Origin of the sequence: Aminobacterium sp. UBA4908 (genome assembly GCF_002398115.1) — a bacterium.
GTDB classification, from domain to species: Bacteria; Synergistota; Synergistia; order Synergistales; family Aminobacteriaceae; genus Aminobacterium; species Aminobacterium mobile.
In genome coordinates this window covers 515,205-538,193 of record NZ_DHCG01000002.1, presented here as the reverse complement: position 1 = coordinate 538,193, position 22,989 = coordinate 515,205, and the positions used below count along the sequence as shown (strand labels likewise).

General features: G+C 45.4%; 23 protein-coding genes. 21 read left to right on the top strand and 2 right to left on the bottom strand.

The window, feature by feature from the left end; all coding sequences use genetic code 11:
- Window positions 1-39: 39 nt before the first annotated feature.
- Both pfkA and B4J50_RS03475 read left to right on the top strand, forming a co-directional pair.
- Window positions 40-999 carry a 6-phosphofructokinase gene (pfkA, locus tag B4J50_RS03480; RefSeq protein ID WP_024821778.1) on the top strand — a complete coding sequence of 320 codons (960 nt, stop codon included), beginning with the start codon at window positions 40-42 and terminating at the stop codon, window positions 997-999.
- Window positions 996-1,877: a DUF4392 domain-containing protein gene (locus tag B4J50_RS03475; RefSeq protein WP_024821779.1), complete on the top strand. Its 882-nt coding sequence runs from the start codon at window positions 996-998 to the stop codon at window positions 1,875-1,877. The genes pfkA and B4J50_RS03475 overlap by 4 nt, the downstream gene beginning before the upstream one ends.
- On the opposite strand, the gene B4J50_RS03470 is transcribed toward B4J50_RS03475, so the two are convergent.
- On the bottom strand, window positions 1,837-2,328 hold the full coding sequence (locus tag B4J50_RS03470) for an ECF transporter S component (RefSeq protein ID WP_286847303.1): 492 nt from the start codon (window positions 2,326-2,328) through the stop codon (window positions 1,837-1,839). The genes B4J50_RS03475 and B4J50_RS03470 overlap by 41 nt on opposite strands.
- A gap of 157 nt (window positions 2,329-2,485) precedes the next feature.
- Here B4J50_RS03470 and B4J50_RS03465 point away from each other — a divergent pair, with 157 nt between their 5' ends.
- The 11 genes from B4J50_RS03465 to B4J50_RS03415 all read left to right on the top strand — a co-directional run bounded on the left by B4J50_RS03465 (window position 2,486) and on the right by B4J50_RS03415 (window position 14,234).
- Entirely contained in the window at window positions 2,486-2,941 is a 456-nt protein-coding gene (locus B4J50_RS03465) for a hypothetical protein (RefSeq protein ID WP_024821781.1), read from the top strand.
- 32 nt (window positions 2,942-2,973) lie between these two features.
- Entirely contained in the window at window positions 2,974-3,633 is a 660-nt protein-coding gene (fsa, locus tag B4J50_RS03460) for a fructose-6-phosphate aldolase (protein WP_024821782.1), read from the top strand.
- 85 nt (window positions 3,634-3,718) lie between these two features.
- Window positions 3,719-5,008, top strand: coding sequence for a transcription termination factor Rho (rho, locus tag B4J50_RS03455; protein WP_156923368.1), 1,290 nt, complete (start codon window positions 3,719-3,721; stop codon window positions 5,006-5,008).
- Between the two features lie 31 nt (window positions 5,009-5,039).
- Window positions 5,040-6,473 (top strand): LysM peptidoglycan-binding domain-containing M23 family metallopeptidase, encoded by a 1,434-nt coding sequence (locus tag B4J50_RS03450; protein WP_286953925.1) that lies wholly within the window; start codon window positions 5,040-5,042, stop codon window positions 6,471-6,473.
- Between the two features lie 112 nt (window positions 6,474-6,585).
- Complete coding sequence (locus B4J50_RS03445; protein WP_024821785.1) at window positions 6,586-8,187, top strand: CTP synthase; 1,602 nt, start codon at window positions 6,586-6,588, stop codon at window positions 8,185-8,187.
- Window positions 8,188-8,220: 33 nt separating this feature from the next.
- Entirely contained in the window at window positions 8,221-9,336 is a 1,116-nt protein-coding gene (locus B4J50_RS03440) for a hypothetical protein (protein WP_286847310.1), read from the top strand.
- Between the two features lie 58 nt (window positions 9,337-9,394).
- Entirely contained in the window at window positions 9,395-9,829 is a 435-nt protein-coding gene (locus tag B4J50_RS03435) for a hypothetical protein (protein WP_024821787.1), read from the top strand.
- 25 nt (window positions 9,830-9,854) lie between these two features.
- Complete coding sequence (locus tag B4J50_RS03430) at window positions 9,855-11,027, top strand: hypothetical protein (RefSeq protein WP_286847313.1); 1,173 nt, start codon at window positions 9,855-9,857, stop codon at window positions 11,025-11,027.
- Window positions 11,005-11,562, top strand: coding sequence for a hypothetical protein (locus B4J50_RS03425; RefSeq protein WP_024821789.1), 558 nt, complete (start codon window positions 11,005-11,007; stop codon window positions 11,560-11,562). Before B4J50_RS03430 ends, B4J50_RS03425 begins: the two co-directional genes overlap by 23 nt.
- A gap of 35 nt (window positions 11,563-11,597) precedes the next feature.
- A complete protein-coding gene (locus B4J50_RS03420; RefSeq protein ID WP_286847315.1) occupies window positions 11,598-13,226 on the top strand; it encodes a hypothetical protein in 1,629 nt (542 codons plus the stop codon).
- 51 nt (window positions 13,227-13,277) lie between these two features.
- Window positions 13,278-14,234: a D-alanine--D-alanine ligase family protein gene (locus B4J50_RS03415; RefSeq protein ID WP_051461095.1), complete on the top strand. Its 957-nt coding sequence runs from the start codon at window positions 13,278-13,280 to the stop codon at window positions 14,232-14,234.
- A 26-nt stretch (window positions 14,235-14,260) separates the two neighbouring features.
- Here the strand turns inward: B4J50_RS03415 and greA are convergent, their stop codons facing one another.
- Entirely contained in the window at window positions 14,261-14,722 is a 462-nt protein-coding gene (gene greA / locus B4J50_RS03410; protein ID WP_051461124.1) for a transcription elongation factor GreA, read from the bottom strand.
- A 180-nt stretch (window positions 14,723-14,902) separates the two neighbouring features.
- Between greA and B4J50_RS03405 the strand changes: the two genes are divergently transcribed.
- Genes B4J50_RS03405 through B4J50_RS03370 form a run of 8 tightly spaced genes read left to right on the top strand, consistent with a single transcriptional unit; the run spans window position 14,903 to window position 22,988 of the window.
- Complete coding sequence (locus B4J50_RS03405) at window positions 14,903-16,642, top strand: ribonuclease J (protein WP_024821793.1); 1,740 nt, start codon at window positions 14,903-14,905, stop codon at window positions 16,640-16,642.
- Complete coding sequence (locus B4J50_RS03400) at window positions 16,632-17,435, top strand: undecaprenyl-diphosphate phosphatase (RefSeq protein ID WP_024821794.1); 804 nt, start codon at window positions 16,632-16,634, stop codon at window positions 17,433-17,435. Before B4J50_RS03405 ends, B4J50_RS03400 begins: the two co-directional genes overlap by 11 nt.
- Before the next feature lie 6 nt (window positions 17,436-17,441).
- Window positions 17,442-17,690: a hypothetical protein gene (locus B4J50_RS03395; protein WP_024821795.1), complete on the top strand. Its 249-nt coding sequence runs from the start codon at window positions 17,442-17,444 to the stop codon at window positions 17,688-17,690.
- Entirely contained in the window at window positions 17,675-18,280 is a 606-nt protein-coding gene (locus tag B4J50_RS03390) for a Maf family protein (protein ID WP_024821796.1), read from the top strand. The genes B4J50_RS03395 and B4J50_RS03390 overlap by 16 nt, the downstream gene beginning before the upstream one ends.
- Complete coding sequence (locus B4J50_RS03385) at window positions 18,277-20,196, top strand: DUF5693 family protein (RefSeq protein WP_024821797.1); 1,920 nt, start codon at window positions 18,277-18,279, stop codon at window positions 20,194-20,196. The genes B4J50_RS03390 and B4J50_RS03385 overlap by 4 nt, the downstream gene beginning before the upstream one ends.
- Window positions 20,193-21,212 (top strand): polysaccharide pyruvyl transferase CsaB, encoded by a 1,020-nt coding sequence (csaB, locus tag B4J50_RS03380; protein ID WP_286847322.1) that lies wholly within the window; start codon window positions 20,193-20,195, stop codon window positions 21,210-21,212. Before B4J50_RS03385 ends, csaB begins: the two co-directional genes overlap by 4 nt.
- Window positions 21,196-22,038 carry a transketolase gene (locus B4J50_RS03375; RefSeq protein ID WP_024821799.1) on the top strand — a complete coding sequence of 281 codons (843 nt, stop codon included), beginning with the start codon at window positions 21,196-21,198 and terminating at the stop codon, window positions 22,036-22,038. The genes csaB and B4J50_RS03375 overlap by 17 nt, the downstream gene beginning before the upstream one ends.
- Window positions 22,035-22,988, top strand: coding sequence for a transketolase family protein (locus B4J50_RS03370; RefSeq protein WP_034326235.1), 954 nt, complete (start codon window positions 22,035-22,037; stop codon window positions 22,986-22,988). The genes B4J50_RS03375 and B4J50_RS03370 overlap by 4 nt, the downstream gene beginning before the upstream one ends.
- Window position 22,989 lies beyond the last annotated feature (1 nt).

Here is a 22,989-nt window from a genome sequence, read left to right as displayed (position 1 = left end):
TTTGTGCCGTCCTCTTTTGTTAAAGGAGGGCGGTACTACGTGAAACGGGTTGCTGTTTTAACGAGCGGAGGAGATGCCCCTGGTATGAATGCCGCTATTCGAGCTGTTGTGCGTACCTCCATCTATCGTCGTCTTGAGGCTGTAGGTGTGATGAAAGGCTTTGAAGGGCTTATTGATGGAGAATTTGTGCCACTAACCCGGTCATCGGTAGGTGGTATTATCCATAGAGGCGGAACTATTTTGAAAACAGCCCGAAGCGAGCGTTTTAAAACAGAGGAAGGCGTCAATCGCGCTTTTTTTCAACTTAAAAATGCTGGAATTGATGGGCTTGCCATCATTGGAGGGGATGGTTCTTTTCGTGGAGCTCAAAAGTTGTACGAGAAGGGATTCCCTGTGATTGGCATTCCAGGAACTATTGATAATGATGTAGCTGGTACAGATGAAACTATCGGCTTTGATACAGCAGTTAACACTGCTCTTGAAGCGGTAAAGAAACTTCGTGATACGGCGAGTAGCCACGATCGGCTTTTTATAGTGGAAGTCATGGGAAGAGAAGCAGGTTTTATCGCCCTCGAAGTGGCAGTGGCTAGCGGGGCTGAATATCTAGTGGTTCCAGAACTTCCCTTTAGTTTAGGTAAATTATGTGATAAGCTTCACGATACAAGAGCGAGGGGCAAAACCCACTCACTCATTATTGTAGCTGAAGGTGCCATGTCTGCATCGGCCCTTCGGGCTCAACTACAGGATACGGCGGGGTATGATGCTCGTGTAACGGTTTTGGGATATATTCAGAGAGGCGGCAGCCCCACTTCTTTCGATGCTGTTTTAGCATCTCGGATGGGAGCGTTCGCTGTAGAATCTCTTATAGAAGGGAAACATGGTGTTATGGTAGGAACCATGGCACATCAAATGGCCCTCACTCCTTTGGCAGAGTCATGGCAGACAAAGAAAAGACTCAGTCCAGAAAAACTGGAACTTGTAGAGAAGTTGAGCATATGATGACTTTTTTTCAGGATATTTGTGCTTTAGTGAGCACGAATAGAGGGGGACGCGGAGCTTCTTTGCTTTGTACCCCTTCTTTGTGGCAGCATGCTATGAAGATGCTGGAACGAACTTCTTCTGTTGCTGTTATAACTGGTTTTTATGTGCCGGAGGCTGGAGCCCCTGAAACGGATGGGCCAGGAGGGGCTGTTGTGTTGGGGCGCGCTCTGTCCCGTGCGGGGCGGCGTGTTTCCTTGGTTACTGATCCTTTATGTATGCCAGTGCTTTGTGAAGCCTCTGCACGTCTGCAAGGGGCGCCTGTCAAAGGGGCGTCCACTGGAGAAGAGCTTCTATCTCTCGCTCCTTTTGATCTTCTCATTTATATAGAGCGATTGGGAAAGAATTCTAGTGGCGGTTATTGTAATATGCGCATGGAAGATGTTTCGCCATGGACGGCCCCCCTTGATGATGCTATTGCCCTTGCCCATAAGAAATCAATTCCGGTTTTGGCAGTAGGCGATGGTGGGAACGAAGCAGGTATGGGATATTTCTTCCCTTCTTTATGTCATATACTTCCAGATTTTAAAAATGCTCTTTCTATAACAGAAGCGGATATGGCTCTCCCTGTAGATGTATCGAATTGGGGAGGATACGGATTAGCAACGTTGCTTTCTTTTATGGAGGGGCGATGGCTTGGGCACTCGCCTGAAGAGGAAGAGTGTATCGCACACGCTCTTTTCAAAGCGGGAGCTGTAGATGGCGTGACGAAGAAAAGAGGACTTTCTGTGGACGGGTTCCCTCTTTCCATGCATCAACATGTGGTTCAAGACTTATTCCTTTTATGGAAAAAGGCTTTTAATTCGACAGAAAAAAAGGCTTCAGGCGTTTTTCTATAATAGGAGTCAATATGGAAGCTGCGGTAGCACCTATTCCGGTTTGTGCCAGGTCTGTCCCAAATTCTATAGGAGCGGCTTGGATGCCATAGAGTATGGTAGCCATGCTTGTGTATCCAATAACCATAATAATGGCTCCTCCTATAACAGCAAGGAGACGATTTTTCTTTCGGAGCTTACCGGTTGCATATCCTTCTAATCCTTTGATGATAAGAGTAAATGGAGCCCAGAGGGGGTAGCCTAAAATAAGATCAGCTAGAGAAGCCCCTATCCCCCCGCAAAGAGCTCCATATCGTGGGCCAAACAGGAGCGCAATGGTATAAATAGCTCCTTCTCCCATGTTAAAATAGATCCGAAATCCAGGCATTGGAATACTTAGTAACGTTGCAATAGTGACACACGCAGCCATAATGGCTCCGAAAGAGATACTGAAAGCCAGAGAGCTTTTATTCATAACGAAATCAACTCCGTCCCATCTGGAATCTTTGATTATATTTTATATGAGGCATGTTGCTGGTTGTAGAACCAGTTGTATAATCTATTTGGCTTTTCTGGACCTGAAAAGGTTTTTTCCGTTCTGAGCTTGTCATAATTGAGGGGCGATGGTTATAATGTCTAGGAATGGGAGATTATTCCTCCTATTGGTTGCTTCTTGTATAGTACTTCTTCTCGGCTTATCTTTTTGGGCCGTAAAACATAATCGACGAACGGCAGACTCTTCCTTCCAGCTTGAAAACGTAGTTTTATGCGATGAAGTGGACGAGAAAATGCGACCTCTCCATACTGGTTCCCAGTTTGTTTTTGGAGTTCGCCAGCTGTGCCTGTCTTTTGACTACTCTTTGGATAGCAAAAGAAGCAATATACGCATTAAGTGGTATTATGGTGACCATCTTATATACTCCGAGGTTCTCTTGCTTTCTCCAGGGAGGGGAGTGAAGGTCTTTTGCCTTCTTCGGGAAGATGGGTCCCCTTTGCCTATGGGAATGTATAATGTGCAAGTTTGTTATGATGGAACCGTCTATTCCAGCCTTGCTTTTGAAATTTCCGATACTGAGTCAAAACTATAAATAATGAATAATAATGTAAAGAGGGGATATACTTGCGGTTTTTTTTGGATACAGCCAATCTTGATGAGCTGAAACAGGCTGCTTCTTGGGGTGTGATTTCCGGTGTGACAACAAACCCATCTCTAGTGGCAAAGGAAGGGGCTTCAGACTTCCACCATCTTATTCAGCTTATTACTGGTATAGTTGATGGTCCTGTTAGTGCAGAGGTTATAGCTCTTGATACGGAAGGCATGATTTCAGAAGGTCGGTCTCTTGCCTCTCTCTCCCCCAACATAGTGGTGAAGATCCCTATGACGCCAGAAGGTATGGGTGCGGTGAAGGTCCTTTCACAAGAAAAGATTCCTACGAATGTAACTCTTGTGTTTTCTCCACAGCAAGCTCTTTTGGCTGCAAATGCCGGGGCTTCATATGTCAGCCCATTTGTAGGACGCCTTGATGATATAGGTGAAGATGGGGCTGGCCTTGTTCAAGATATAGCGGATATTTTCCAGGTGCAGGGTATCAATACACAAATTATTGCGGCGAGTATTCGCCATCCAGCCCATGTGACGGCAGTTGCTTTGGCTGGAGCCCATATAGCGACAGTACCATTTAAAGTTTTGACGCAACTCTTCCTGCATCCATTGACAGAGAAGGGGTTGCGGCAATTTATTTCTGATTGGGAGGGGTATCGCAAAAGCCATGACAGATAATCAGTTTATAGATAATGGGGTTGTGGACGCAGTGTCGGGAAATAGCGCCCAGGAGCCAGAAAATGAACCAGAGGAAGAGGCCGAGATGAACGAGACAGAAGTGGAGGTAAGAAGTGTTCCTAAACCTCGCTACACCTACGCTAAACTGGCTTCTCAAGTAATTACGGAGCTTCGTCGAATTGCTAAAGACATGGGTGTTACAGGTTTTTCCGCTCTCCGCAAAGACGACCTCATCATCGCTATTTTAAGCACTCAGGCTCAACAGCTTAACTATCGGTTCGGTGGTGGGACCCTTGAGACTCTGAATGAGGGGTACGGGTTTCTTCGTCCGAAAGGGCTGCTGCCAAGCGATCATGATATCTATGTTTCGGCTTCGCAGATCCGCCGCTTTGGCTTGAGAAATGGCGATGTAATCTGGGGAATGGTTCGTCCCCCTAAAGATCAGGAGCATTATGAAGCGTTGTTACGAGTGGAAATGGTGAATTTTGCCGATCCGGAAGCTGCAAGAAAAAGACCACATTTTGGCGCTTTAACGCCTATCTTCCCGAACTCCAAATTAACGCTGGAAACAGATCAAAATGAAATATCCACACGGCTTATTGATCTTTTTGCCCCTATTGGCAAAGGTCAGCGGGCTCTCTTGGTTTCTCCACCTAAAGCAGGAAAAACTACAGTACTCAAAAAAATAGCGAATGCAGTTACTGTCAATCATCCTGATATTATCCTCATGGTTCTTCTTATAGACGAACGTCCTGAAGAGGTAACAGATATGGCTCGGTCTGTAGACGGAGAAATTATTGCCTCTACATTTGACCGGCCGGCAGAAGAACATTTGCGAGTGGCCAATTTAACTTTAGAAAAAGCAAAACGTTTGGTAGAGACTGGAAAAGATGTAGTGTTACTCCTTGATTCTATTACGCGTTTGGCACGAGCTTCAAATCTTGTTGTCCCCCCATCTGGGAGGACGCTTTCTGGTGGTATGGATCCAGCAGCTCTCTATTTCCCGAAGCGATTTTTTGGTGCGGCTCGGAATATAGAGGAAGGAGGAAGTCTTACCATAGTGGGAACGGCACTGATAGATACTGGAAGCCGTATGGATGATGTTATTTATGAAGAGTTTAAGGGTACCGGAAACATGGAACTTCATCTCTCCCGTAAGCTGGCAGAACAGCGGATTTTCCCGGCTGTGGATATTACGAAATCTGGGACACGCCGAGAAGAACTCCTGATGCCAGAAGATGACTTGAGCCGAGTATGGCTCTTGCGCCGTCGGATGGTAAACGTTGATGAAGCTGGGGCTTTATCTCTCATTATCGACAAGCTGAAAAAAAGCCAGACAAATAAAGATTTCCTGTTGACCATTAAGATGGCGTAGTATAAAGTATTGAGAGTGTTAAGGGGGGACGATGATGAACGATTCTCCAGGTAAAGGAAATCATTCTAAATCGGGCCGCATGGGTTTTATGATCGTTATGCTGCTCATGTTCAGTACAGCTGTTTTTCTCACTGTTTGTGCGAGTAACCGTTCCGCAGGGGTAGCCTGGGGAAATCTTCAGCAGAACGATAGCGATGATAAAAATGAAGAAGATACCCACGTGCCGGCGGGTTTTGTAGTTATCGATATGTCAGGAGCGGTAGCAAGCGAACCAGAAGCTGCGAGTGAAGAGGAGGGCGGCATTGGACCTCTTCCTGCTGATGAGTCGGCTTATTCAGAAGAGCCAGTGCTTATGGCAGGCGAAGGGGAGAGTGCAGATGTTACAGAAACTGACTCTTCTGGGCAGGATCAAAGTGAGTCTGGAGAAGAAGGAGACTCGGAATCCACTCTTCTTTCTGAAGTAATGCCCCGGTGGGAAGAATATACGGTAAAATCAGGAGAAACTCTCGGAGATATCGCCAGCCGTTATAATGTGTCGGCTGACGAGATAGCTCGTGCTAATGAGTTAAAAAATCCTAATAAATTGACATTAAATCAGCAGCTTCTTATTCCTGTTTCCAGTGAAGCCGTAGATGTTGTCTTGGAGGAAGTACGAACTCGAAAGGCTAGAGTAGCTGCCAAACGAGAGAAAGTGAAACCTCTTGATGTTACAAAGTATAAAGTAGCGAATGGCGATAGCCTTTGGTCTATTTCAAACACCTTCAGTCTCGAAATTGATACTCTTTTCGGAAGCAATGATTTGAAAGACCCTAATGTTTTAAAACCTGGAATAGAACTTCGTATCCCTAATCAGGATGGTATTTTCTATACGGTGAAAAAAGGCGATACTCTTGGCGGTATTGTTAAAAAATTTCAAATATCGAAAGAGAAAACTTTAGAAGTTAATGGGAATATGGATTTAAACAGCTTGAAGGCAGGGGAGGAAATATTCCTTCCGGAAGCCCGTCCTGAAGTTTCAGTTCTTAACGCTGATAACGGAGGAAGTAAATCTTCTTCTAAATCTGGTGGCGCAACATACTCTCGCTCTTTCCGCTGGCCTGTAGTTGGTCGCATTAATAGCCCTTTTGGTTGGCGTCGGCATCCAGTGACGAGAAGGAAAAGTTTCCATACTGGTATCGATATTAAAGCTTCCCGTGGATACCGTATTCGGGCGGCCAAAGAGGGACATGTAGTTTATTCCGGCTGGATGGGTGGATATGGGCGGGTTGTGGTATTGAGCCATGGAGGCGGGTATTCGACTTTATATGCCCATTGTTCTAAATTGGCTGTACGTAATGGGCAAAAAATATCCCAGGGGCAGGTTATAGCTTATGTAGGTTCTACAGGGAGAGCTACAGGTCCGCATCTCCACTTCGAAGTACGTATGAATAATAGGCCTATAAACCCTTTGAAGGTTCTTCGATAGGCGTATGGCCCCATGACATGGGAGTATTATTTCGTTAAACTGGACCAGGGAGTTTTTTGAGGCCCTGGTCCATCTTTTTTGATATTTCTATTCCTGGATGGAGGATCAATCCATGACAAAGTTTATTTTTGTTACGGGCGGAGTAGTTTCTTCTCTTGGGAAAGGCATTACAGCAGCGTCGCTGGGTGTGCTTCTCAAGAAAAGAGGTTTTAGAGTCTCAATTATCAAGCTAGACCCTTATCTGAATGTGGATGCGGGAACAATGAATCCCTTTCAGCATGGGGAAGTTTTTGTGACAAATGACGGAGCTGAAACAGATTTAGACCTGGGGCATTATGAGCGTTTTATTGACGAGTCTCTTTCCGCTGATAACAACGTGACTACGGGGAAAATCTATTCTACTGTCATATCGAAAGAACGCCATGGCTGTTATCTCGGCGGAACGGTTCAGGTTATTCCCCACATTACGAATGAGATTCAGGAACGTATTCTCAAAGCTGCTGACGATAATGATATTGTCATAGCAGAGATAGGTGGAACAGTAGGAGACATAGAGGGTCAGCCGTTCCTTGAGGCTATTCGTCAGATGGCTACGCGTGTAGGGAGAGAAAATGTACTATATTGTCATGTAACCCTTGTGCCTTATTTGGAAGCAGCCAGAGAGCTAAAAACAAAACCGACGCAACATAGTGTGCAGGAATTACGGAGAATAGGCATTCTTCCCGATATCATCGTCTGTCGTTCCCACTATACTATATGTGATGAGATGAAAGAGAAAATAGCCCTCTTCTGCAATGTGCCGAAGGAAGCTGTAATAGAAGCTCTTGATGAACCTACAATTTATAAAGTTCCTTTAAGCTTGTACGATCAGCATTTCGATACATTAGTGATGGATCGTTTATCTGTAAAAAGCGAGGTAGAGCCAGATCTTGAAGACTGGCGAAAAGTTGTTCAGAGTTTTTGCAATCCTGATGGCGAAGTAGAGATAGCTATGGTTGGAAAATATATAAACCATAAAGATGCTTATTTGAGCGTTGTAGAGGCGTTGAACCATGCAGGAGTTTATCACAAAGTACGAATTCGTATCCGCTCAGTGGAAGCTGAAGCTATAGAGGAACAGGGAGCTGAAAAAGTGCTTGCGGGTGTCCATGGTGTCCTGGTACCAGGGGGATTTGGGGCTCGAGGCCTTGAGGGAAAAATAGAAGCAGCTCGTTATGCTCGAGAGAAAAAAATACCTTATTTGGGACTTTGTTTAGGTATGCAGGTAGCGGTGATTGATTTTGCTCGGCATGTATGTGGCATTTCAGATGCCAATACGGCGGAAGTGCAGGAAGATGGCAAAAACCTTATTATACACTTAATGGAAGAGCAGCGCGATGTGGCTGATTTAGGTGGAACTATGAGGTTGGGGGCGTATCCTTGCGCTCTCGTTCCTGGAACGAAATCTTTTGAAGCTTACCATGAAGAAGTTGTTTATGAGAGGCATCGCCATCGCTACGAGTTTAACAACGAATATCGCGATCTCGTAGAGAAGGCAGGGCTTAAAGTAGCGGGAGTGTACAAGAAAAAAGACTTAGTAGAGATCGTGGAAATATCAGATCATCCGTGGTTTATCGCAGTTCAGTTCCATCCAGAGTTTCGGTCACGGCCGGTAAAACCACATCCGCTTTTTGTTGGTTTTATACAGGCTGCGGTAAATATGGTGGAAAAGTAGCGTACCGACAATGGTGTAAAAGGAGGGAACACTATGAGGAAGTTGCAGAAGATATCAGCGTCGCTTATAGTTTTGACAGTGCTCTTTCTTGGGGCTTGGAGTATGCCTTTGGGGGCTCAGGAAGACGAAAGTTCTTCTACTTTGCAGACGCTCAATCATGTTGAAGATATCCTCTACGGGCGAGAAAAATCTGGTGGCTTGATTGAACGTCTAAGCAATATTGAAAAAGATCTTTTCGGACGAGAGCTCCCTGGAAGTATTGCCGAACGACAGACAGCTATTCTGGATTTCATCGAAAAGGGAACTTCCGGTCAACCTTCCATGCTTTTTAAATTAGGAATTGCTGAATGGGCTGTTTCTCAACGGATTGATGGGTATGGTCCTGTAACTCGCAGAGTCGATTCGCTTGAATCTATGCTCGAAGGGACAGCTCACCCAGATAAACCAGTTGCCATGCGGTTAGAGAGAATATTAGGTCTTATTCTTTCCGAACAGGTTCAATGGCAGGATGCGGAGATACCAGCAGCGCGGGTTATGAAGGTAAAGTTTACGAAAACCCTTACCCCGAGCGGCGTAAAAGCCGGTGATCCCGTGGATTTAGAGTTAGCAGAAGATCTTGTTTCAGAGGCCCTTCTTCTAGCTCCGGCAGGAAGTCGTGTTATTGCTCATGTCCAGTCAGTTACAAAGCCTCGAAGTTTTGGGCGTCCGGCAGAGATAAAAATAGGTGTCGATACTTTAAAGCCTTTGGGACCGGAAGCCGTTCCAGTAGCTATAGGCGAGGAGTCTAAAAAGGCTGCGAAAGCAGAAAATGCTCAGATAGCAGCTGCTGGTACGAGCTTTATTGGTGCCATTCTGTTTGGTCCTGTAGGGTTGGCAGGTGGTTTTCTAGTTCGTGGAGATGCTAAAGAAATTCCTGCGGGAACAGAGCTTTTTATAGAGACAGCAGAGACTGCTCGGGTGTCGGCCTACGCTGTTCCTGCTGGTTTACAGGGGATGCTTCGAGGGGCAGGTGCAACTCAAAGTGGAGAGGATGCAGCAGAAGCCAGCAGTGATAACGCACCAAACACAGGCGCTAAAAGCACTTCTGCCGATACGATAAATACAGATACGACGGAAACAACGGACGATACTTTAACACCTATTAATTAACATCATCATGTAAATTTGGAATAGTCTTTTGCAACGAGTAGAGAAGGAGTGGTTTTTCATGAAAGGAGCAAAAAAAAGAATAGCAGTTTTGGTGATGGCTCTCGTCTTTTCTTTAGGAGGCATTGCTTGGGCTGTTAATCTAGGGGATATTGTAGGAGTGGTGGGTGGCGGTTTCTTGGTCACTCAAGTAGCAGGGCCTCTTAATGATTTTATTAACAAGGTTACGTTCAATAAAGGAGCGAAAGTAGAGGGACATACGAAAGTCGTTCCTATTGTTTCTTTAGGTACAGGTACGCGTATTGGGGCAGCTCAGGTAGCTGGACCCCGAGGAGAAGCTATACAAAAAACAAAAGCGGTGGCTCAATTGGAAGTTACGTTCAGAGACCGTCTTCGAGTAAAAGTACTCATACCTATCGACTCAGAAAACCCTATTAAACAATTTAAGCGGGTTCAGGGAGTTGGCGTTTCTGCTATTATTGATTTTAGGCTTTAGAGAAAAGGAGGCTCGCGGCATTGCGATGAAACGACGGTGTACGTTGTTTTGCCTGGTGTTTTGGGGAGTGTTTTGTCTCGTCTCTCCTTCCTGGGGTCTGGAACCTTTGGCGCGAGCTACAGATATTTTGGAAAAGTGGACAGTTTTCCATTGGGGAAGAGATTGTCTGGTTTGGATTGTTCACTATCCTGAAGAGTTAGTGGAGCCTTGGGTCGATGCGGAATCGACCCGGGCTGCTTTATCTCCTGGAGAAAGAGATGCGTATAAAAAAGCATTTATGGAACAACTTCGTATAGGAGAATCGGAGCCATTCCTAATTACTTTTTATTCTTTTGGTGCTCGTTCTTTATCTCTCAGCCCTTTTTCGGAGAATGTTTCCCTTGTGTTACGTGATGGAAGCCGAGTGAAGCCCACATCTTACGAGAGAAAATTTGATGAACCCATTAGCGGAGTAGTACAGGGTCTCGTCTTTTTCCCATATCAAAATGCCTCTTCTTTTTCTGTAGCGATAAAAGGACTGGGAATAGAAGATGAAAAGATGTTTAATTTTGCAGGAGCTTCTTCTAATGACAGACAACAGGAAGTAGCTACTGTTCCAGGACAGAGCAATAGGAAAAAAGATCAAATTGTATTGGACCTTCCTCCGATAGAAGAAAGCTCCAAAGAAAAAGAAGTGTTAGAGCGTGAAAAAACGAAAGCAAAGCGGGCAGAAAAGCAGGAAAATGAAAGTGCTTTTGTTGAAGCGAGCGAGGCCGAAATGCCTGTCCCCCTTCCTCCAGTAGCTCCTGCCGTGCCTCCGACAGCGAAAGTGGATCTCTCAGGGTTAAAACCCATATCTGTTCCAGAAAAGGGGGACGAGAGGGAGGAATCTCAAAAGGCAACTGCCTCTACTCCTTCAGACAAGGAAAGTCGCGAGGAAGTGTTAGAAAGATTTTTGTCCTATTGGAAACGTGGGGACTATGATGCTATGTACACCTTTCTTTCTCCGTCATCGAAAAAGCTGTGGGGGCAGAAAGCTTTTCAAGAGGATGTAGAGAAGGCAAATATGCGGGTGCCATTGAATGAAAGTTATGTTGTAGAGTGGGAAGGGAATAGAGCTCGAGTTTCAGCAGTGCAAAAAATGTTATTTGTCCGCACGTTACGTAAGGTGACCATAAAAATGGTGGAGGAAGACCATGGCTGGCATGTTCAGTGGTAAGTTTAAAATTCCTCTTTTAATTATAGGAGTTGCTCTTTTATTTGCGTTCTATCTTTGGTCGGCTTGGCAAGACCTTCATCTTGATCCGGACGCAGTAAAAAAAGCGGTGAAGGAAGGGCCAGCGATTGTAGTAGAGAGCCTTTCTGTAGAAAAAGAGATTTCTGGAGGTCTTTGGGCTATTCACGCAGAGCGCACAGAACGTAAATCTGGTCAGATTAAGGCTTCACAGATTACAATGGAAGGCGTTTCCTCTGATGGGAAGCAGTGGGATGTGAAAGCTCCTTCAGGGACCTTTGAAGAGTCTTCTTCTGGAGGTGTTTTGTATGAGCCAAAAGGGGTTACCAAGGGGCAGGATTTTACTGTAGATTGGAAAGCGCCAGAAGCCATTTGGAACAGCACAAATGCTGAATGGACGTTCCCAAAAGGAATCTATGCTGAGCATGATAAAGGGACCCTTGCAGGGGCATTTGGCCGTATTACAGAAGAAGGGATTTTTTACGTGGAGAAGGGAGCCACCTTAACGTGGAAAGAATAGGGGAGAAATTTTTCCTCCGTTTTTTTATGGTATTTATGGTGTTGCTTTTTTTGCAGAATCCTTTAAGGGCGGAAGAAGCGAAAGAAGTGACCTTGGAAGCAGAGGTTGTAGCCTATGACGAAAGGGGCACTGTAGCCACCGCAAAGGGGAGTGCCGTCCTTAACTACGGTATTATCCGTATTTATTCTGACTATATGGAGTACGATGTAGCAACTCAGGAAGCCTTGGCCGAAGCGCTGCCAGGGAAGAGTGTTACTATTTTTTATGGTGCTAATAAGCTTTCCGGGCAACGTCTTGTCTACCATCTTGAGACAGAGGAAGGTGTCCTCGATGGTGCAAAGGGCGAAATGCCAGCAGGACAAGGGACCCTCTTTGTGCGAGGGAAGCAGCTTGATTTTGCTCCAGTAGAGAGAGCTGCTCAAAAAGGTTGGATTAGCCAAAAATCGGCGAAAAGAATAAAAGAGAAGACCACTATAGGAAAGTGGCGCAATACGAGTTTAACTACGTGTCCTCAAGAACATCCCCACTATAATGTAACAACTAAGAAACTTACTATCATTCCAGGGAAGAGCATCGTCGCCAAAAATCCCAAGGTTTATATAGGTGGTTCTTATTTATTTACCTACCCCTTTGATTATGTAGTTGCCCTGAATAAGGAAAAAGGTTTTCTTGACTCCGAACTGATGCCCACGATTCTTTATACTTCAGATAAAGGATTTGGAGCTGGATACAGCGGGCCTATCGTATGGGACGATGGAGGGGCCCGTTTGGGCTTTATGATGTGGTCTAAGAAGGGGTTGGAAGGCAGTGTTTCTGCTTCTCAAAATCTTCAGAATATAGGATTGACAGGCGTAACCCTGTTTGGAAATCTAGAATATTCTTGGGAAGAAACGACAGACCAGGAAGCTTTCCGTCCATCTTGGGGGTTCCGCGGTGAGTGGAATGGATGGAGGGCGAGGCTTTGGTGGTCTCAGCGTGAGGCGCTTGATATAGAGAAGGGCGGCGGTGAGAGTTATAAAAACTTACTCTATCGCGACCCCGAATTTACTTTTTCCAGTCCTTCGTGGCCTCTTATGTCGTGGATGAACACGAGATGGAGCGTGGCTGGTTCTTTTGGAAGCTACGAAGAGCGACGAGGTCGTAAAGCCTATGAGTCTGACAGAATGGGACTTGGCATCACTCTCTCCGGAATTGGAAATCCCGCTCCCATTCGCCCCTTTTGGGCTTCGAGTTATTGGCATTTTCGATATGATGGTGGCGATGACGAGCAGAAGATTTTATGGCTGTCTGTAGGGGCTGGATATAAACTTGGACCTATCGATGCCAGAACGGCCTATCGGCGGCGATGGGTAGACGGACATTCTCCTATGGTGTGGGATCGATATAGTGATTTAGAAGAATTTTATCAGCAATTTGCTTTCCCTGTAGGAAAAGATATTTCATTGGCTGTTCGTAGCGCTTACAACGTTAAAACTACCGAATGGTTTGAACGTGCTTATATCTTAACGTACGATCCTAGGTGCTGTTTACAATGGCAGCTTATCTATAGAGATGATTTAAAAGAAGATGACGATTGGGTAAGTGTGCGTCTTGTCATTAACGCTTTCCCCGATAAACCTTTGGCCTTTGGAGATAAAAAACTTTCCAGTCCTTTCCCCTTTTAATGTAAAAGAAGGGAAAGGGCAGACAACGAGCTATGAAACGAGGATGACGACGTGGATAAAAAGATGGTAGTAGCTGTTTTATATGGTGGAGATGGACCAGAAAAAGAGGTTTCTCTGAAAAGCGGAGAAGCTGTAAGCAAGGGGTTAGAGGAGTGTGGATATAAAGTAGTACCTTTTAAGGTCCACTCCCTGGCAGATGTTTTTCAGCTTCGCAACGTTCAGGGGCTTGCTTCTGTTTTTGTTGCCCTCCATGGAGGTTGGGGAGAAGATGGGAGAGTTCAAGCAGCTCTTGAAGCCATGAATTTTCCCTATACAGGGCCGGGGCCTTTGGCGTGCTCTCTTTCTATGGACAAAGCAGCAGCTAAGGGGCTTTTGAACCTTTACGGCATTCCAACCCCCGCTGGACTGCTGGTTTTGAAAAATTCTTCTTTTTCTATAGAAGAGAGCCGTCATTTTATAGCTACTCACAAAATGGCTATTCTCAAACCTTGTAATGGAGGAAGCACTATTGGTGTATCTGTAGTCAAGGATGCGTCTTCGCTTGAGCAAGCTTTTGAAGAGGCATGGAGATATGATGATCGTGCTGTTTTGGAAGAGTTTATTTCAGGAGTTGATGTAACAGTTGCAGTGTGGGAAAGAAAAGGAAGTCCTGAAGCTCTGCCGGCGGTAATGATTCGTCCTAAACAGGGTTTTTACGATTATGACTCGAAATATACGCCAGGAATGACGGAATATATTACCCCAGCCCCCTACGAGCCGAAAGTATCAGAACATCTTGCTCATTTGGCATGTCAGGCTTTTCAGGTTTTAGGATGTGAGGGGTACGCTAGAGTTGATTTCCGTGTAGAGGAAGACGGAACCCCATGGGTGCTGGAAGTGAATACTGTGCCAGGGATGACAAGTACAAGCCTTGTTCCCAAGGCGGCAGCTGCTGCGGGGTACGATTTCCCTCTCTTTCTCTCAGAACTGGTTCAATTGTCTTTTGAAAAGAAAAGCGCCTGCAAATAATGAGCAGGCGCATGTCTTTTTTACTATTAAGGCATAAGAGCGATACTAACTATTTTTAGATTCCTGATACCTCGGGGGACTTTAACGTGAACTTCGTCTCCTATGGATTTGCCGAGAAGAGATTTTCCGACGGGGCTTGAGGATGAGATGTGGCTTAGCTTTGGATCTGCTTCTTCTGATCCCACGATAGTATAGGTGAACACTTTTTTGTTGGTTGTGTCTTCTATCGTTACAGTTGTTCCAAGAGTAACCCGGCTTGTGTCTACATCTGAGGCGTCAATAACCTTGGCCTTGCTCAACTGAAACTCAAGCCATGAAATGCGGGCTTCCAACTTAGCTTGCTCATCTTTTGCAGCAGCATACTCTGCGTTTTCGCTTAAGTCACCAAATGCCCTGGCTTCCTCTAGCTGTCGGGATATTTCTGCTCGCCCGTTGCTTCTAAGATCGACTAACTCAGCGGTAAGTTTTTCGTACCCGCTTCGTGTCATTACTGGTGCTAAATCAATACTTGAATGATTCAATGATTCCTACCTCCTTTAGAGGGGCTTTCTCTACAGTAACAACGAATTGTACCAAAAAAATATTGAAGAAGCAATGAGGATTGGGATACATAGCGGTGGCGAGAGAGCTGCGTTATAATGCATTTTTGTATTACTGGAGGTGGATACATGCCTGAAAAACCTTTAAAGCGAACCAGGCGTCGCCCAAGAAAATCTAATGCTGTAAAAAAATTAAAGTTCTTTGCCCTAGGTGGTCTAGGGGAAATCGGGAAAAATATGTATGTATTTGAATTTGGGGAAGATATTATTGTAGTAGACAGCGGACTTATGTTCCCCGACGAAGAAATGTTAGGCATAGATTTTGTTATTCCTGATATTTCATATTTAGTGGAAAATCGCCAGCGAATTCGTGGCATTCTCCTTACTCATGGACACGAAGACCATATAGGGGCTCTTCCTTTTGTGTTACCTAAACTCGATGTGCCCGTATATGGAACTCGGCTAACCTTAGGGTTGGTTCAAAATAAGCTAAAAGAAACAGTCCCCGATTACAACGGAAATTTTGTAGAGATTAAGGCTGGGAATGAAGTTCAACTAGGAGTTTTTTCTATTCGTTTTGTTGCTGTTTGTCATTCCATTCCCGACGCGGTGGGGCTGGTGATATCTACGCCCCTCGGACTTATTGTGCATACAGGCGATTTCAAACTGGATCCTACCCCAATAGACGGACGGTTAACCGATTACGCTGCTTTTGCAGAGGCTGGCCGTGATGGGGTGCTTCTTATGCTCTCTGATTCTACAAATGCGGAAAGAAAGGGATTTACCCCGTCGGAATTCCTTATAGGGGGGACCCTTGATCGTATTTTCCGCCTTCATAGAAATAAACGCATTGTCATAGCAACTTTTGCAAGTAACTTGCATCGTGTACAACAGGTTGTAGATGCTGCAGGACGTTTTAACCGTAAGGTTGCCTTTGTGGGGAGGAGCATGGTTACTAATGTGGAATTGGCGCGAGACTTAAACTATCTTTCAGCCGATGACAAAATGTTGATTCCTGCAACTGATGTTTATAAATACGCCCCTAACCAGGTTGTAGTCATGACGACAGGAAGTCAAGGCGAACCGTTTTCTGGGCTTGTTCTTATGAGCAAGGGGGAGCATCGACAGATCCAGCTGGGGGAAAAGGATGTAGTGGCAATTTTTGCCAGCCCTATCCCTGGGAATGAAAAGTTGGTTAGCAATACTATCAATCGATTGTTTGCTTGCGGATGCGATGTTATTTATGAGGGTGAAAAAGAAATACATGTGTCTGGGCATGCGGCACGAGATGAGCTGCGCCTCATGTTAAATCTTGTAAAGCCGCGTTATTTTGTGCCAGTCCATGGTGAGTATCGACACCTAGTTCGTCATGCTCAACTGGCGCAGGAGATAGGGGTTCCCACTAAAAATACCTTTGTAATGCAAAATGGCGACGTTCTTTTAGTGACGGACAAAAGAGCTCAGGTGAAGGGGCGTATCCCATCTGGTCGCATTATGGTAGATGGTGTGGCTATGGGGGAGCTGGAAGGCAGCATTATGAAAGAGCGCCATGAGCTGGCAGAGGATGGCCTTGTGGTTATTTCCGTTGTAGTCGATGGAGGCTTACATCTCGTATCTGAGCCTCGTATCGAAAGTCGCGGATTCATTCATATGGAGGATGCGTCTACTTTACATGAAGAGCTTCTCTCCACAGTCAAGAGAGTGTTCGACCATTTTGCTCAAAAGAAAAAAGAAGTGGAAGTTACGATGTTGGCTCTCCGTATGAAGAGCCGTGTAAAAGATGTGATACGGCGTCGGTATGCAAATGCAAAGCCTATGATTTTACCCATTATTACAAAGATCGAGGGGACGGAAATTCATGAAAGCTGAAACGTTAATTCTTGGCATCGTACAAGGCCTTGCAGAGTTTCTTCCAATTAGTAGTTCCGGACATTTAGCTTTGTTACAGAATCTATGGGGCATCGCAGAGGATAGCCTTACCTATGATGTGCTGCTCCATTTTAGTACGATGATAGCTACGGTTGTCTTCTTTTCGAGAGATATCTACTCTTTGGCAATAGAGTGGTTTAAGGGGCTGTTTTCCCCGTCTGGTCGAGAAACAGAAGGGTGGCGCCTTGGATGGGCCGTTATTTGCGGGACTATCGTTACAGGAGCTATTGGATTCCCTCTCAAGCCGGTGGTAGAGAGATGGATGGTATCTCCTGCTCTTATTGGATGCGCCCTTTTAATAACATCGTTACTCTTATGGTATGCTTCTTCTTTGCCTCAGAGATCAAATAAACTTTCATTACTGTCTGGAATTGTTATTGGGGTAGCGCAAGGATTGGCAGTTATACCTGGAATTTCCCGATCAGGGGCGACAATTGTAACAGGTCTGAAAAGAGGTCTCTCCCCAGAAGAAGCTTTTCGTTTCTCCTTCCTTCTCTCTTTGCCAGCTATTCTAGGAGCCACATTGCTTCAAGTGATGGACCTCGTGAGAGCAGGCGGTTTTGTTGATAGTTTGCCTGATTTTTGGTATGGCGGTATTATTGCAGCTTTTGTGACGGGATATGGAGCTTTAGTATGGTTTAGAAAGATGGTGACCCTCGGACGCTGGCGGATCTTTGCGTTGTATTGTCTTGTTCCCGCCGGAATAAGCTTAGTGATGAGTATATGGAGGTAGAGAATAGTGGCCTTAGGACGAAGTGGAAATGTACGCTGGTGGATGTTGATAATTTGCATAATAATTGGGACTCTGTTGGGGTTTTATTTGCAGAAATTTACTCTGACAGCTCCTTATTTCCGCAATATAATCTCCATAGGTTTTGATCTCCACGATGTACGGCTTGCTATTATGGATTTTGGTTTGAAGTTTTATCTTCATTGCAATGTTGGAACTTTGATCGGAGGTATTGTAGGACTGTGGATCGCTCGGTAAAACAATTAGTTCTGGCCTCAGCTAGCCCCAGACGGCGGGAACTTTTAGCTTCTCTAGGCTGGCCGTTTAAAGTTGTAGTATCTGATGTTGACGAAGCGCCTCTGGGTGATGAAAAGCCCGAGGCTATGGCTCGTCGTCTTGCAACTCTAAAAGCCCAATCAGTTGCCAGCCAGTTCCCTCATAGTTATGTTATAGGATCTGATACGGTGGTAGCTATAGATGGGCGTGTTTTAGGAAAGCCAGTCGACCAGGAAGAATCTCTCAAAATGCTTTGTCTTCTCAACGGCCGAACCCATCGTGTTTATTCTGGGGTAGCTCTTTGTTATGATCAAAAGACTCTATCTGACGTGGAATGTACAGAAGTTACGTTTAGATCTATGAAAGAAGAAGATCTTCAGAACTATGCAAAGAGCGGCGAGGGGCTCGATAAAGCTGGTTCTTATGCAATACAGGGAAGAGGGGCTCTTCTCGTTCGTTCAATTTGCGGATGCTATTACAATGTAGTGGGACTTCCTCTTTTCCGTTTAAGCTGTCTTCTTGAAGAGGCTGGTTTCCCTCTGACAATGCAATGGAGGCTGAGCGAGAAATGAGTTTTTCAAAAAGAACTTTTACAGCATTTATGTTAGTTGTAGCTTTTATCCTCTCTATTGTGGCTCTTACGCCTCGATGGAAAGTAGAGAAAGAAAATCGAAACAGCGGCATTATTTTGGAATATCGAGATGTTCTTTCTTTGGCTTCTAAAGGTCGCCAGACCCCGGAGGCAGTTTTTAATCGCTTAACTAATGCGGGAGTGTCTGGCTTAATAGTGGCGGAAATGACAGGTAAAGATCTGTCTGCAGGACTTGTTCCTCTTTATTACGGAACAGTGGCGGATCTCCCTGACTCTTTAGGAGAGGGACTGGATGAGCCGTATGGTTCGGCAACTATTTGGCTTGCTAAAGGTATGAAGGGGATAGAGTGGTACGATACGGCCCTTCAAACTCGTTTCCCAGATAGCCGACGATATCAGAAAGAAAATGGCATTCTTTATGTTCTCCCTCATACTATAGACGAGTTGCTGGAGACTGGTGTTGTGCCTGATTTTGCGGGACTCCTCTTTGCTCTCTCCGCAGGGATTCCTGTTATGTACCGCGTAGCGCCGGTTGCTGTGAGTGATACTGAAAACGAGATGGCTTTGCTTGAGGCTCTTCTCGATGATTTCCCTTCGGTAATTCGTTGTGTATCTCCTTCGGGTCTTTTTGCTGCTGGATATCCAGATATGCGTCCTTTAGCGAATGTATTGAAGGAGGCAGGGATTCCTGTGGCTATGGTGGAGTTTTCTCGGCAACTTGGGGCCCAACAGTTAAACTGGCTCCTGTATCCGGATCTTTTACCTCTCCATAGCGTAACAACAGAAGAGATGATCAGCAGGAATATTTCTCGAAACACGCTGTATGAACGGATGGTTCGGGCAGCTAAGGAGCGGGGGGTTCGATTGCTTCTCATGAGGCCGACCCTCTATGAAGCTTCTTCCGATCCATTAGGCGATTTTGAGGAAGAAGTACAAAGCCTCTCTCAGGGGCTTTCCGAGCGGGGGATAGTTGTCCAATGGCCGGAAACATTTTCAGGTTGGAATATGTCGTTTCTAGGAGCCGTTGGATGTGCTTTGATATTCCTTCTTCTTGTCGCTCGTTTAGCAGATCGTTTTCTCTTGCTAAACCTCTCTTTCTTAGGTAGTGTGCAAATCGTTGCTTTTATAGTTATCGGGGCCTTTCTTGGCGTAGGGATGTGGAAAATATCCTTTGCTGCACGCTTGGTAGGTGCCTTAACTGCTGCCTTTTTAGCTGCGGAAGCTACTCTTATTGCTTTGGAAGAATGGAAGAAGCCCCTTCGCGGGATATTGGGAGGATTTATCGTTGCTGTCATAGGAGGTCTTGCTTTAGCGGCTCTTTTCAGTTTCCCTGTCTTTATGCTGCGGTTACGGGCCTTTTCTGGAGTGAAGGCTACTCTTTTTTTGCCGCCTCTCATTGTCTTGCTCTATGATTTAAGAAGAAGAGTGCATCCCGAATCTTTAGGACAAGTACTGGCAAGGCCTCCTCTATGGGGCGAGCTCTTCTTAATAGGTGTTTTGCTTGTAGGGGCAGCAGTGACCCTTTTGCGAAGTGGAAATGCTCAATTTGTTCCTGGGTGGGAAGTGACATTGCGAGACACTCTTGAGCGTCTTCTTGTAGCTCGCCCAAGAAACAAGGAGCTCTTTGCAGGGTATCCAGCCCTTTTGTTCTGGTATTATTTTAAACGTCGTAATTTATGGGAGCGATATCGGGAGATTTTCAGGCTTGGGGCTACCTTGGCTTTTTGTTCCCTTGTAAACAGTTTTTGTCATTTCCATACGCCACTTTATTTTATTTTATGGCGTCAATTTAATGGATGGTGGACTGGCATTCTCCTTGGAGCTATTTTACTTGCGCTCTTTCATTGGGTGTGCATCCCCTTCTGGAAGCGTTGGCGAGGAGTGATTATGGATTGAGTCGGCAATACGCTGTAGCATTAGCTGGATATTATGGATTTGGGAACCTTGGAGACGAGCTTTTAGCTGCGTCTATGGTTGCCCATCTCGAAAATATAGGCATTGCTAGAGAGCGTATCGTTGTCCTATCGGCAGATCCAGAGAATACCTCTGCTATGCTTTGTGTTCCGTCTGTAAATCGTTGGGATATTTTAGATGTTTTTAATGTGTTTCGTAAAAGTTATTCCTTGGTTTTTGGAGGGGGAGGGCTATTCCAGGATTCCACAAGCCTTCGTTCCTGTTTTTATTATTGGGGCCTTCTGAAGTTAGCTCGGTTAGCAAAATGTCGAACAGGAGTTTTTGCCCAATCTATAGGCCCTTTCCGTACGCGAGTTGGACAATGGCTGGCTCATAATGCCATAGCCGGGTGTTCTATGCGTACTGTTCGTGATAAGAGATCCTTAGAAATTCTTCAAGACTGGAGGCTTACTGCTCAACTTGTTCCTGATCCTGTTATGGGGCTTTCAGTGTCTTTTGAGAGAGAAAAAACTGATGCTTTGCTCGTCAATATCCGCCCATGGCCTGGGCTTTTACCAGAAAAGACAGCTCAGGTTGCCACTCGCTGGGCAGCAGAGAATAATCTTCCAGTGATAGGCGTGGCTTTGGCGCCTGAGGACTTGAACGTAATCAACTCTTTTGTTTCGCGAGGAATATTGTCGTGTAAAGAAGTGCATTTAGTACGTTCATGGCAAGATGTGCAGAAGGTTTGGAGCCTTGGTAATATAGCTATAGGTATGCGTCTCCATTTCTGTATGTTGTCGCTTCTTTTCGGTTGCTCTACTTTAGCTGTTCCTTATGACCCTAAAGTGGAAGCTTTTGCTTCTCAATGGGGAATGGCTATTTTTAATGGAGAAGACATCCCTTCTTTCCCATGGCCTGTTGTGGATCGTCATTCTGTTGAAGCAGCGACAAAAGAGAGTTGTCAATCAGTAGAAAAAGCTTGGGAGGAGTTGAAGCGTAGTGCCAGTTCTATCTGAACATGAAGAGACGTTGCTCAAAGAAGCTGCTGCCTCTATCCGCAAAGATGTGGTGCGTATGATAGGAGTCGCCCGTTCCGGTCATCTGGCATCTTCTCTTTCTATAGTTGAGATTATGGCGTGGTTATACTGGCATATCCTTAATGTGAAACCAGAAGATCCTATGTGGGCGGAAAGAGATCGTCTGGTTTTGAGTAAAGGGCATGGATGTCCTGCTCTTTATGCGGCTTTGGCGAATCGTGGTTTCTTTGACCGCGAGGAATTATGGAATTATAGACGGTTAGGAACTATGTTGCAGGGTCATCCTTTAGTAAACCGAACGCCAGGGATTGACGCATCCAGTGGATCTCTTGGCATGGGGCTCGGAGTAGCTAATGGAATAGCTCTTGGGTTGAGAATGAGAGGTCTGGATAGCCGAGTTTTTTGCATTACAGGCGATGGGGAATTGCAAGAAGGAGCCATATGGGAGTCAGCCATGACCTCAACTCATTATAAACTCAGTCAGCTCACAGTTATTGTAGACCGAAATAATACCCAGATGGAAGGCTCTGTAGATCAGGTAATGTCTATTGAACCTCTGAAAGACAAGTTCATTGCTTTTGGTTGGCAGGTAGCAGAGGCTGACGGTCATGATTTTCAAAGTCTGGAAAGAGCCTTCGTAAAGAAAAATGCAGAAAAACCCTTGGCTATTATTGCACGGACTGTTATAGGTAAGGGGGTTTCTTTTCTAGAAGGACAAAGATATAAAGCCTCTATGGTTCTGACTCGAGATCTAGTAGATAAAGCTCTGAGAGAATTAGATTCAGGAGGGGCTCTCTTGCTATGAATAATATAACAATGAAAAGCACGCGCGATGCCTATGGGGAAGCTTTAATCGAACTCAATACTATATATAATGATCTTGTAGTTGTGGATGGGGATGTAGGGTCGTCCACACGAAGTGCTTCTTTTAAAAAAGCAAACCCAAAACGATATGTGGATGTGGGGATTGCAGAGCAGGATATGGTCCTTACGGCAGCAGGTCTTGCGTTGGCTGGTTTTAGAGTATATGTCTCATCTCTTGCTTCTTTTTTGGTAGGGCGAGCTTACGACGAGATACGAGAGACTATTGCTATCCCGGGACTGCCTGTAAAACTTATTGCTACTCATAGCGGAGTTACCGTTGGAGAAGATGGGGCTACTCATCAAATGCTTGAGGATATAGCACTTATGAGGGTATTGCCTGGTTTAGGAGTTCTTGCTCCTGCGGATTTTTATTCGGCTAGGGCTATCATTAAGATGGCGGCAGAGGTTAAACGCCCTATATATATTCGTTTAGGGCGTTCAAAGTTACCGTTGCTGTATAAGGAAGATGACGTGGATTTTTCGTTGGGTGGCGGTAGGGTTTTAAAAGAGGGGACTGAAGTAACCATCTGTGCTTGTGGTATTATGGTGCACGAAGCTCTTAAAGCCGCGCGCATTTTGGCCCAACAGGACCTTTGCGCAGAAGTCATAGATTGTTACAGCATCAGTCCCTTACCTGCTCAACAGATTCTAGAATCTATACATCGTACTGGTTGCTGTGTAGTGGCGGAAGAACATCTGGCTCATGGTGGATTGGGTGAGGCTATAGCTGGACTTGTGTGTCGCAGCTACCCTGTTCCTGTAAAGTTTGTAGCTGTAGATGACAAATTCGGACAGAGTGGGACGTCCGAAGAGCTACAGGAATATTATGGCCTTACGTCAAGTCAGATTGTCAGTGCAGCCGTGCAGGTGTGGACGATGCGCAGGAGGTAGC